The organism is Bradyrhizobium pachyrhizi (assembly GCF_001189245.1).
Taxonomy (GTDB): Bacteria; Pseudomonadota; Alphaproteobacteria; order Rhizobiales; family Xanthobacteraceae; genus Bradyrhizobium; species Bradyrhizobium pachyrhizi.
Genome location: NZ_LFIQ01000114.1, coordinates 102,186 through 112,375 on the forward strand (window position 1 = coordinate 102,186; position 10,190 = coordinate 112,375).

A 10,190-nucleotide genomic window follows, 5' to 3' on the forward strand; every position below is an offset into this window, starting at 1 on the left:
GACGAGAAAAGGCCGGCGGGCGTTACGCCACCGGCCTTCTCCTGCAGCTGCCGGTTCCCGGAGTCCGGTTCCGCTGCGATTCCACTTGGTCTCGAGCTTGCGACGACTGTTTTAATCAAATCTTAACGGCATGGCGGTGAGCTGGTTCAAAGGACTCCTTCGCCGTGCGGTGTGGCTTCGTCGTGCTTGATGCGCTGCACATCGTTTTTGCGCCGATCGCACGCCGATTGTGCGCCACGCATCTTAGGGAATGCTCGACTCAGTGTTACCCTGTGATGCAAACCGAAACGGAGACTTCGGAATGCCGTACTACACCTTTGATCTCGTGGTGGGGGACGAGTTCCGCAATCAAGGAACCATCATCCTCGAAGACATCAGCCTCGCCTCCGACCGCGCCGACCAGCTCGCCAACGAGCTGTCGCAGGTCAAGCCGGAGCTGAAGGCGCGCGGCTGCGCCGTGCGCGTCACCGACATCGACCGGCGCGAACTCTATCGGACGCCGCTCGATCCCGTGCCGCGGTGGCGCAGGGCGGGCTAGCGTCCGTCGGTTAGGGCTGCGGCGATCGCGCTCGCGCGGTCCCAGTGTTGTTGCGCGACGGCGGGGTCGTCTGCCCTGCCCGCCGTCAGCTCTGGTGCGGTCCGCGCATCATCTTCATCGCGTCCTCGATATGGCGCCAGTCGCGCGCGTCGTCGGTTTCGCCCTTGCTCTCGCAGGCCACGGCGTTCTGCGCGGCCTGGGCGATCGCCTCCGGACCGTGCTTCAACAGCATCTGCCGCGCGATGGTGTGGATTTGCATCTCGGCTAACATGGCGCTCTCCTCGGCTGTCGACTGCTGACATCAGAAACCACTGAGCGCCGCATCTGGTTCCAGCAGCACGCCGGGCGCGCCACAATCAGCCGTTCCCACGCGGCGCGGCGGCGGTTACAGAGAGAGCCATGGCGCAGAACATCTATGACGATCCCGGCTTCTTCGCCGGCTACAGCCAGCTGCCGCGGCAGGTCCGCGGACTGCTCGGTGCGCCCGAATGGCCGGCGATCCGCGCCATGCTGCCCGATGTCGCGGGCAAGCGCGTGGTCGATCTCGGCTGCGGCTTCGGTTGGGTGTCGCGCTGGATGCGCGAGCAGGGCGCATCCGACGTGCTCGGCGTCGACCTCTCGCAGAACATGATCGCCCGCGCCGCGGCCATGACACAGGATGCGGCGATCACCTACGAGATCGCCGACCTCGAGACGCTGGAGCTGCCGAAATCGACATTCGATCTCGCCTACTCCGTCCTCGCCTTCCACTACATCAGGGATTTCGATCGCCTGGCGCGCATGCTGTATCGCGCTCTTGTCCCGGAGGGGCATCTGGTCTTCACCATCGAGCATCCGGTCTACATGGCGGCGGCCCATCCGGACTGGGGGCAGGACGAAGACGGCCGCAAGACCTGGCCGGTCAACCGCTATTTCATCGAAGGCGACCGCCGGACCGACTGGTATGTGAAGGGCGTGCTGAAATATCACCGCACCATCGGCACCACGCTCAACGCGTTGATCGGCGCCGGCTTCACGCTGCGCCATGTCGAGGAATTCTCCCCGACGCGCGAGCAGATCAAGGCGATGCCCGAACTGGCCGACGAGCTCGAACGCCCGATGATGCTGCTGGTGTCAGCGCAACGCTAGGCCGCGAGCAGCTTGTCGAACTCCTCGGGCGGGTATGATTTCCCGTCCTTGTCGGTGATTACCACCTGCCACCCTTCGCTCGCCCAGACCTTGGCCTTGGCGATGATGATGAAGGTGCTCTCGCGCTCGATCCTGACCGTTTCGTTCTCGCGTTCTGCGATCATCTTGTAGGCCAACGCTTGTCCCTCGCCGACGTGGTCCATCCGGCGATTTGTTGGCAGCGGCTTTGGGCCGGATTTCGCTGGGAGTGTGACAATTTGGTGGAACCGCCGGCGCAAGATGCGGCAGCGCGCAATCCGCGGACGCGCCTATGCGAGCTTTCCCATCAAGGTCGGCATATCCAGCGCCAATGAGTTGACGTTGACGCTGCGCGCGAATCGCATCTGCGGTCCCAGGACGGCAGAGGCACGCACCGGATCGAGGTCGGCCTCGACGCGCCGCGCGAGGGCACCACGACGATGACCGGCAACAAGCTGCAAGCATGACCGCGGCGCCGCCCAGGAAGAGCTGCAATGCCCCGCGCCGTGACGGCCGCCCCAATGCGAAGCCGTCAGTTTCTTGATTGTTGTTTGGCATCGCCGCCCTCCAGAGCAGGACGGAAGTTATGGCGCCGGCTTGCCCTGTCAACGCATGCGGCGCCCATGGCGGCCACAAGAAAAACCCCGCCCTGGAGGGACACCAAGGCGGGGAAGGTTCATTGGGTAGAAATCCACGCGCCTGGAAATGGAGAGCGCGGGGAAGTAGCGGCAACAATTCTATTTGCCGCCATCGTTCGGGCAACAGGATTAAAGCGCGCCCAACGCCGGGACTTTTTCCCGATTGCGCCGGCAAAAATCCCGAGCCCGGCTTGCAGCACGCCGTTCACTGCACGACGTCGAGCCTGACATTCGTGATGCCCTTGCCGATCATGCCGAGCGATTGCGCCGCAGAATGCGAGACGTCGACGATGCGCCCGGGAACGTAGGGTCCGCGGTCATTGACGCGCACCGTGACCGAACGGCCGCTCTTGACGTCGGTAACGCGAAGCCTGGTGCCGAACGGCAATGTCGGATGCGCGGCCGTCAACTCGCGCCCGTCGAACTTCTCGCCGCTCGCGGTCGGCTGCTCCTCGCTGTAGAAGCTCGCAACGCCATGCGAGGCGATCTTGCTGTCGCCGGTCCTGCGCGAGGCATAAGGCGTATGCCTGCGCGCCGTGGCGATGCGTGTGCGCGTGGCGGAAGACGCAGCCCGCGACGGCTCGATCGATGGCGGCCGGCTCGCGAGCGCCTGCGAGCGCTGGCTGACAACGGAGGACTGCGCGCACGCCGCGAGCGACGCCGCGCCGATCATCACAGCAAGCAGCCTGAGCGGCTTTTGGGCATGCGCAAACAGGATCGAGGCCGCAGCACCATGCGCGCTGCATCTGACGCCGACGTACGAGTTGACTGCATCGTCGCGTGACATGTTGCACCCCCAACTTGCGCCCCAGCCCAAGCCGAAAATCCAACGGCCTATCAGCCGAATCCAATCGGGGCGGAACGGTGGCGGAGCACGGTCGGACCTGCCGGACGCGATGCGATTTGCCCTCGGGTGTGGTGGATACGCCACACAACCCAGGGAGCTTTCATCCGGAATGCAGTACGGGGCGCTGCGCGAGAGGCCGTGGACGCTCGTGCGCTTCGTCCCCGGCCTGGGTTCCCGAAACTCCCCAACCTCTCCACCCTCTCGCCTTGCTTTGGTCAAACCGGACTGGAGTCGTGGGGACAGGGTCAGGGGTCAATACAGAGCGTAAATTTGCCGGCCGCCCATTTGCGGTTGACCTTGGAATGAAACGGGGACCGCCATGCAATCGACACTGAAAGACGCAGATCCACACGATATTTTCGCGATCGAACCCAGCTTCGCTCCGGTACGTCCGGACAACCCCGTTGCGCCTGCCGGAAGGGCAGCGCCGGGGCAGCGCGAGCCCTATTTCGGCCCGAGCCTCGCGCCTTCGTCCGCGCCCCCGGTCGCATCCGCCGCGGCCGTCGCCTCGGTGCCGCCGGTCACGCCAATGTCAGTGGCGCCGGAGCCGCCGGCCGAGCCGGCCTATAGCGCGCCAAGCCATAACGGCCGACTTGACGACATCAGATTGGACCGCGCGCCGCGCCCCACCAGCAAATGGGCGATCCGCGCTTTCTGGTTCTGCTTCGCGATCGCCGGCGCCATGGGCACCGCGGCGTGGCAGCACTACGGCGATCGCGCCAGGCAGATGGCTGCCGAGTGGGCGCCTCAGATCGCTGCACTGACTTCGCTGATCCCGGGCAAGGCAGCCTCCGCCTCGGATCAGGCGAGTGCGCCGCCAGCACAGGCGGCGACCACCGATCAGGCGGCAGCTGAAGCCGCACCGGCCACTCCGCCACAGGACGTCGCCACGGCCGTGCCTGCCACAGCCGCGCCGGCGCCCGCCCCTGCCGCGGCTCCGGCTGCTGCAGCAGCGCCGGTTGCGCCCGCTGCCGCGGCGGCACCAGCCGCAGCCACACCTGACCAGACGCAGTTGCTGCAATCGATGGCGCGCGATCTCGCGTCGATGGGACAGCAGATCGAGCAACTGAAGACCAGCATCGACCAGCTCAAGGCCAGCCAGGATCAGTTGGCACAGCGGGTCGCGAAGACGACCGAGACCAGGGCCGTCGAGCCGCGGCCGGTCGCTCCGCCGCGCCCGCGCGCCGCGGTCACGCCACAGGCAGCGCCGCATGCCGCCGTTGCGCCGCCGCCGGTCCGCCGGCCGGCGCAGGCCTATATCCCGCCGCCTCCGCCGCCCGCGTCAGCAGCGCCGCTGCCGGCTCCCGCCGCCCCGCAGGCGGTTGCGGCACCGCGGCCGGTGCAGCAGCAGTCCTCGGTTGTTGACGCGGATGATGGCGGCCCGGTGGTTCGGCCGCCGATGCCGCTGCGCTGAAGCCTGACCGACCGGTAAAAAAGCGTGCGGCCGATCGCGATGACGCGATCGGCCGCGATAACGCTTCGTATTCGAATTAAGCGCTCTGTCCCGGCGGCAGCACGACCACGGTCGCGCCCGGCTTGACCCGCTGATAAAGATCGATCACGTCGCCATTGGTCATGCGAATGCAGCCCGACGAGATCGCCTGCCCGATATATTCGGGCTGGTTGGTGCCGTGGATGCGATACAGCGTGTCCTTGTTGCCCTGGTAGAGGTAGATGCCCCGGGCGCCGAGCGGATTGGCCGGTCCACCGGCGACACGCTTCGGATACGGCCCGAGCCGCTCCTGGATATCCTGGGTCGGAACCCAATCCGGCCATTCGGCCAGGCGGCCGACCGTGGCGACGCCGGAGAAAGCCATCGCCTCCTCGCCGACGGCGACGCCGTAACGGATCGCCTTGCCGCCGGGCAGCACGTAATAGAGGTAGCGCGCGTCGGTATCGACCAGGATCGAACCCGGCTGCTCCCGACGGGTGTACTCGACAATGTGCCGCTGGAACTGCTGCGGGATCTTGGCGTCCGCATAGGGCGGATGCGCCAGCAACTGCCGATCACGCGGCGTCATCGCGACATCCGTCGCCGGCGACAGCGTCGCCTGCATGCAGCCGCCAAGCGCAAGCGACCCCACCAGCACCGCAGCAAGCCCCAACTTTGACACGATCATTCTCCCCTGCGTCAACTTGTGCCACATGCTGCCGAAATCGTGCTGAAATCGTGGCAGCGCAGGTTGGAACACGTCTGTTTGATCGGTTCTTTCCGTGAGTGTGTCCCGGCGGTTGCACTCGGTTCCCTTGGACGCTAGCCTCACAAAAAACGTCCAAAACCTCCGGAGGAAATTCATGCGCTACGCTCTGCTGATCGGCGGCCTGATTGTCGCAGCAACCCCTGCCCATGCCGATCCGCGCGCGGCCTATGTCACGATGGTGCTGCAGGCCTTCGCCGCCAAGGTCGAGTGCCCCGGCACCGATCTGGTCTATCAGGACCTCGTGCAGCGGGCGCAGGACATGCATCTGCCCGACGGCACCACCGAGAAGGTGCGCAAGGCGATCGCCTTCATGCATACGGGCGGCAAGATGGGCGAGAAGCAGGCCGACGACCTGATGACGGAAGTCGCGATCGCAACCCAGACCATCGACCTCGATCAGCGCCGCGCCGGCAGCATGACCACCTGGTGCCAGGACCAGAAGACGCGGCTTGCGGGTTACATCAGGACGAAGGAATAGAAAGCGTTTTCGAGCGAAGCCTGTCCCGCACTTGATGCGGGATGGGCACCGGTTCGCGTGAAGAAAACGCGTCAGACAAGAATCCTCAATCGAGCTCCGGCGGCGCGAACCAGTTGGTCAGCGACAGGCCGCCGTCGACTATGATCGACGCCCCGGTGACGTAACCGGAGAGCTTGTGCGAGAGCACGGCAAGCGCCATCGGCGCGAGATCGTCCGCCTGGCCAAGCCGCCCGAGCGGAATGTGCTTTGCCAGCGCTGGATCGGCGACGAAGCCGCCGGCCGTGATCGCGCCGGGCACCAGCGCATTGACGCGGATGCCATAGCGGCCCCAGCTCTTGGCAAGCTCCTTCACCAGCATCGCCATGCCGGCCTTCGCGGTCGAGTAATGCGGCAGGTTGCGCGGCGTGCCGGCATGGAGCGAGGTGAGCAGCAGGAACGACCCCGGCGTCTTCGCTGCGATCAGCTTACGCGCCAGTTCGCGCGACATATGAAAGCCGGCCTCGAGATTGACCGCATGCATTTGCCCCCAGGTCTCTTCGTCGACGGCCATCGCATGATCGGCTTCGCGGCGCGGCGGCGAAGCGCTGTGGACGAAATGGGTCACCTGTCCGACTGTGGCTTGCGCATGCGCCAGCAGGGCGTCGCACGCCGCGCGCTGCGCGAGATCGCCGGCCCACGCGACCGCGAGTTCGGGACGCGGCGCGGCCTTGATCGCCGCCAGAACCTTGTCCTCATACAGATCGGCAAACACCGTCCGCACACCTTCGCCGACCAGGGCCTGCGCAATGGCGCGGCCGATGCCGTTGCCCGCGCCGGTCACCAGGGCTGTCTCGCGCGCGGGATCGAACGGCGATGTGAAGAGGCTCATGATCGCGAAACTCCCGGAATTGGCAGACCTGCGCTCAGTAGGGCGGCGCCTTGCGCGCGCGCTGTGCCTTTGCGGCTTCGATCCACCAGGAAAAATCGTCGGCAAAACGCGGAAAGGCGCGTTCGAGCGCCTTGCCGGCCTCGCCGATCGGCTTGCCCTCGGCCGACAGCGTCTGCGCGATCGGTCCCGCACCGATCGTGCTCGACACCACCACCATGCCCATCTCGGACAGCGTACCGTGCCAGGCGGTCGCGGCGCGCACGCCGGCGAACCGTCCGGCCGAATAGCTTGCGATCGCCGCGGGACGCCAGAACCATTCCTCGAGGAAATGGTCGGTCAGGTTCTTCAACCCGGGCTGGATGCCCCAATTGTATTCGCCGGTGATGAACAAGAAGCCGTCGGCGTCGCGGATTTTTCCGGCGAGCGTTTCGAGCACGGCCGGCGCCTGCCCCTTGGGATGTTCCTTGTACATCCGGTCGAGCATCGGCAGGCCGACCGCCTTGGCATCGATCAACTCGACATCGTCGCCGCGCGCACGAAGGCCGTCGACGATGAAGTGTGCCAGCCGGATGCCCATGCGATCCGAGCGATAGGAGCCGTAGAACACGAGTATGCGGTGGGTCATGACAAGCCGATCCTAGCACGGTGCGGCAACAGCGTCCTGCGGTGCGGCGCGCGACGAGCCGCCGCGCACGAGTGTTAACCGGCATTCCAGCTCTTTCCGCCGGCATTAAGCAATTCGTCGCAGGCCCTTCGCCGTGGCCAAAAATCGCCAGATTTGTTTTCTGGATATGTTTTCGCTTCGAGAAGGAGGAACCGACATGCAGATCACAAAGCTGGTCTTCGCAGGCTCGCTCGCAGCCATCGCTGCCGTTGCCACGCCTGCGCTGGGCAAGAGCACCGAGCGGCAGAAGGCCGACGAAAAATCCACCACCACCACTTCGTCCGGCTGCCAGGCTTATCAGCAGGCCGCCGATGGCACCTGGAACCAGCTCCCCTGCGGCGAAGCGGGCTCGAACGGCGCCACCCAACACCGCCCCGCGGCCAAGGGCGCTGACGACGACGAGCACTGACGTGTCACGCCCTGCCGCCACGCGCGGCCGGGCGACGCGGCGCCTTCGACTTTCGGACCAAACGGCCGGGACCGTTGCGGCGGCTCCCGCATCATAAACCCAAGCTTAATGCACGCCCGCTACGGTTGAGGCCTCCCCTCTCTCGTCAAGAATGGCGCGCATCCCATGAAAATCGGTACTCTCCTGACGGCCGCGATCGTCTCATTGTCCGCGGTCGGCGGCGGACTGGCGGCCTATGTCGCGGTGACCAAGTACCAGACCATGGACAAGGTCTCGACCGCGCAGAACCGGCTCGAAATCGTCCGCGCCGTCGGCGACATCCCGCGCTACATGAACTCCGAGCGCGGCATGTCCACCAACCTCTTGTTCGGCACCGGCGCGATCGACCAGAAGCAGATCGCCGATCTCGACAAGCTGCGCAAGCTGACCGACAGCGCGCTCGCCAAGGTCAATCAGGTCCGCGCCACGCTGCCCGGCTCGCTCGACGACGGCGAAACGGTTGCGAGCGCGATCGATGCGCTGAAGGCCAAGTTCGCCGCGCTCCGCGACGCGATCGAGAAGGCGATCGCAGGTCCGGTCGACGCCCGCCGTCCGGCCGCAACCAAGATCGTCGCTGACAACTCCGTCTTCAACGCTGGCGTCACCGTGCTGCTCGACGAGCAGGTGCGCCGCCTCGCCGGCCTTGACGGCAACGCCTACCGCCAGGCCAGCTATGCCAATGTCGCCTGGACGCTGCGCGACACCGGCGGCCTCAATGCCAGCCTGCACAAGGCGCTGGTCGGCGCCAAGCGTGTCGCGACCGAACAGGAAAAGCTGGAGCTGTTCCGCAGCACCGGCCGCACCGAGCAGATCCTCTCGACGCTGCAGGAGTTGCGCAACAATCCGGCGACATCAGCCAATGTCCTGACGGCGCTGGGCAAGATGCAGGCCGACTACGTCGAGCGTTTCGGCAAGGCGCTGAAGCTCGCCAAGGAAGGCGCGATCTCTGGCAAGTATGAGCAGGACGTCGAGACCTATTACGCTGAATCCCAGATCGGCCTCGCCTCCATCATCACCGTGCGCGACGCATTCTACGAGAATGCCGAGCAAGGCCTTGCGGGCGCCTATTCGTCGGCGCGCTTCAGCTTCGTGGTGGCGCTGATCGAACTGCTCGCGGTCGTTGCCGTCAGCGCCGGCCTGATCGTCATGGTCCGCCGCCGCATCCTTAACCCGATCGCGGCCCTCACCGGCCGAATGTCGCGCCTTGCCGCGGGCGAAGTTGCCGAGACGATCCCGGGCGCCGCGCGCAAGGACGAGATCGGCGCGATGGCCGCCGCCGTGCAGGTGTTCAAGGACAACAAGATCGAAGCCGATCGCCTCGCTGCCGAGAAGGAAGCCGAGAACGACGTCAAGATGCGCCGCGCCCGCGTGCTCGACGACCTGACCCGCGCCTTCGAAGCCAAGGTCACCGAGCTGGTCGGCGGGTTGTCCGCGGCATCCTCGGTGATGGAGGACACGGCGCAATCGATGTCGGCCACCGCCGCCGCCACCAATCGCCAGGCCGCCGTTGTCGCCGCGGCGTCCGATCAGACCTCGACCAACGTGCAGACGGTGGCGAGCGCCACCGAGGAGCTGACCTCCTCGATCTCGGAGATCGCCCGCCAGGTCGCGACCTCGACCGAGATCGCCGCGCGCGCGGTCGACCATGCCCAGCGCACCGGCGACACCGCGCGCTCGCTGGCCGAGGGCGCGCAGAAGATCGGCGACGTCGTGACGCTGATCCAGAGCATCGCGGCACAGACCAATCTGCTCGCGCTCAACGCCACCATCGAGGCGGCGCGCGCCGGCGAGGCCGGCCGCGGCTTTGCCGTGGTCGCGTCCGAGGTGAAGTCGCTAGCCGGCCAGACCGCGAAGGCAACCACGGAGATCTCCGAACAGATCACCGCGATCCAGACCGCGAGCGACGAGACCGTGACGGCGATCCGCAGCGTCATCGACGTCATCACCGAGATCGACCAGATCGGCACCGCGATCGCCGCAGCGATCGAGGAACAGGGCTCGGCGACCAAGGAGATCTCGCGCAGCGTTCAGGAAGCCGCGCGCGGTACCCAGGAGGTCAATTCCAACATCTCCGGCGTGCAGCGCGCCGCCGACGACACCGGCGGCGCCGCGAACCAGGTTCTAGGCGCGGCCGAACAGCTCTCGACGCAGTCCAAGGACCTCGCCGGCCAGGTCAACCGCTTCCTGTCCGACGTGCGGGCGGCGTAATCGAGAGCACGCCGCGATCACAGGAGCGGAAAGGTTCTCCCCGTCACTGCGAGCCAACGGGTCGCGCGAACGCGCGCCCGATGACAGGCTCCGCGAAGCAACCCATCGCACCGCAAGTGGCAGCATGGATTGCTTCGTCGCTTCAGCGCAAAAT

13 protein-coding genes are annotated in these 10,190 nt (G+C 66.1%); 6 read left to right on the forward strand and 7 right to left on the reverse strand.

All coding sequences use genetic code 11. The features are described from left to right. Positions 1–301 precede the first annotated feature (301 nt). Complete coding sequence (locus tag AKL29_RS29570; RefSeq protein WP_016840755.1) at positions 302–538, forward strand: hypothetical protein; 237 nt, start codon at positions 302–304, stop codon at positions 536–538. An 85-nt stretch (positions 539–623) separates the two neighbouring features. On the opposite strand, the gene AKL29_RS29575 is transcribed toward AKL29_RS29570, so the two are convergent. Beyond that, positions 624–809 (reverse strand): hypothetical protein, encoded by a 186-nt coding sequence (locus AKL29_RS29575; RefSeq protein ID WP_028332293.1) that lies wholly within the window; start codon positions 807–809, stop codon positions 624–626. A gap of 128 nt (positions 810–937) precedes the next feature. Here AKL29_RS29575 and AKL29_RS29580 point away from each other — a divergent pair, with 128 nt between their 5' ends. After that, positions 938–1,666 (forward strand): class I SAM-dependent methyltransferase, encoded by a 729-nt coding sequence (locus AKL29_RS29580; protein ID WP_028332294.1) that lies wholly within the window; start codon positions 938–940, stop codon positions 1,664–1,666. On the opposite strand, the gene AKL29_RS29585 is transcribed toward AKL29_RS29580, so the two are convergent. From AKL29_RS29585 to AKL29_RS29590, 3 genes are all read right to left on the reverse strand, one after another. Continuing rightward, positions 1,663–1,869 (reverse strand): hypothetical protein, encoded by a 207-nt coding sequence (locus AKL29_RS29585; protein ID WP_028332295.1) that lies wholly within the window; start codon positions 1,867–1,869, stop codon positions 1,663–1,665. The genes AKL29_RS29580 and AKL29_RS29585 overlap by 4 nt on opposite strands. 105 nt (positions 1,870–1,974) lie before the next feature. After that, on the reverse strand, positions 1,975–2,145 hold the full coding sequence (locus AKL29_RS43020; protein ID WP_160321804.1) for a hypothetical protein: 171 nt from the start codon (positions 2,143–2,145) through the stop codon (positions 1,975–1,977). A gap of 382 nt (positions 2,146–2,527) precedes the next feature. Further along, a complete protein-coding gene (locus tag AKL29_RS29590) occupies positions 2,528–3,109 on the reverse strand; it encodes a septal ring lytic transglycosylase RlpA family protein (protein ID WP_152977824.1) in 582 nt (193 codons plus the stop codon). Positions 3,110–3,488: 379 nt separating this feature from the next. On the opposite strand from AKL29_RS29590, the gene AKL29_RS43025 reads away from it, so the two are divergent. Beyond that, positions 3,489–4,583, forward strand: coding sequence for a hypothetical protein (locus AKL29_RS43025; protein WP_050386595.1), 1,095 nt, complete (start codon positions 3,489–3,491; stop codon positions 4,581–4,583). 76 nt (positions 4,584–4,659) lie between these two features. Here AKL29_RS43025 and AKL29_RS29600 read toward each other — a convergent pair whose 3' ends face one another. Further along, entirely contained in the window at positions 4,660–5,289 is a 630-nt protein-coding gene (locus AKL29_RS29600) for a L,D-transpeptidase (RefSeq protein WP_155262278.1), read from the reverse strand. A gap of 175 nt (positions 5,290–5,464) precedes the next feature. Here AKL29_RS29600 and AKL29_RS29605 point away from each other — a divergent pair, with 175 nt between their 5' ends. After that, complete coding sequence (locus AKL29_RS29605) at positions 5,465–5,848, forward strand: hypothetical protein (protein ID WP_050386596.1); 384 nt, start codon at positions 5,465–5,467, stop codon at positions 5,846–5,848. Positions 5,849–5,933: 85 nt separating this feature from the next. On the opposite strand, the gene AKL29_RS29610 is transcribed toward AKL29_RS29605, so the two are convergent. Together AKL29_RS29610 and AKL29_RS29615 are read right to left on the reverse strand one after the other, a co-directional pair. Continuing rightward, positions 5,934–6,716, reverse strand: a complete 783-nt coding sequence (locus AKL29_RS29610) for an SDR family NAD(P)-dependent oxidoreductase (protein ID WP_050386597.1) — start codon at positions 6,714–6,716, stop codon at positions 5,934–5,936. 34 nt (positions 6,717–6,750) lie between these two features. Next, positions 6,751–7,341, reverse strand: coding sequence for an NADPH-dependent FMN reductase (locus AKL29_RS29615; RefSeq protein ID WP_050386598.1), 591 nt, complete (start codon positions 7,339–7,341; stop codon positions 6,751–6,753). Positions 7,342–7,537: 196 nt separating this feature from the next. Here AKL29_RS29615 and AKL29_RS29620 point away from each other — a divergent pair, with 196 nt between their 5' ends. After that, positions 7,538–7,789: a hypothetical protein gene (locus tag AKL29_RS29620; RefSeq protein WP_050386599.1), complete on the forward strand. Its 252-nt coding sequence runs from the start codon at positions 7,538–7,540 to the stop codon at positions 7,787–7,789. Between the two features lie 165 nt (positions 7,790–7,954). Next, a complete protein-coding gene (locus AKL29_RS29625; protein ID WP_050386600.1) occupies positions 7,955–10,036 on the forward strand; it encodes a methyl-accepting chemotaxis protein in 2,082 nt (693 codons plus the stop codon). The last annotated feature ends 154 nt before the right edge of the window (positions 10,037–10,190 follow it).

Coding starts and splice junctions, on each gene's coding strand:
- AKL29_RS29570 (WP_016840755.1), top strand. CDS start 302: ATGCCGTACTACACCTTTGATCTCGTGGTGGGGGACGAGTTCCGCAAT.
- AKL29_RS29575 (WP_028332293.1), bottom strand. CDS start 809: ATGTTAGCCGAGATGCAAATCCACACCATCGCGCGGCAGATGCTGTTG.
- AKL29_RS29580 (WP_028332294.1), top strand. CDS start 938: ATGGCGCAGAACATCTATGACGATCCCGGCTTCTTCGCCGGCTACAGC.
- AKL29_RS29585 (WP_028332295.1), bottom strand. CDS start 1,869: ATGGACCACGTCGGCGAGGGACAAGCGTTGGCCTACAAGATGATCGCA.
- AKL29_RS29590 (WP_152977824.1), bottom strand. CDS start 3,109: ATGTCACGCGACGATGCAGTCAACTCGTACGTCGGCGTCAGATGCAGC.
- AKL29_RS43025 (WP_050386595.1), top strand. CDS start 3,489: ATGCAATCGACACTGAAAGACGCAGATCCACACGATATTTTCGCGATC.
- AKL29_RS29600 (WP_155262278.1), bottom strand. CDS start 5,289: ATGATCGTGTCAAAGTTGGGGCTTGCTGCGGTGCTGGTGGGGTCGCTT.
- AKL29_RS29605 (WP_050386596.1), top strand. CDS start 5,465: ATGCGCTACGCTCTGCTGATCGGCGGCCTGATTGTCGCAGCAACCCCT.
- AKL29_RS29610 (WP_050386597.1), bottom strand. CDS start 6,716: ATGAGCCTCTTCACATCGCCGTTCGATCCCGCGCGCGAGACAGCCCTG.
- AKL29_RS29615 (WP_050386598.1), bottom strand. CDS start 7,341: ATGACCCACCGCATACTCGTGTTCTACGGCTCCTATCGCTCGGATCGC.
- AKL29_RS29620 (WP_050386599.1), top strand. CDS start 7,538: ATGCAGATCACAAAGCTGGTCTTCGCAGGCTCGCTCGCAGCCATCGCT.
- AKL29_RS29625 (WP_050386600.1), top strand. CDS start 7,955: ATGAAAATCGGTACTCTCCTGACGGCCGCGATCGTCTCATTGTCCGCG.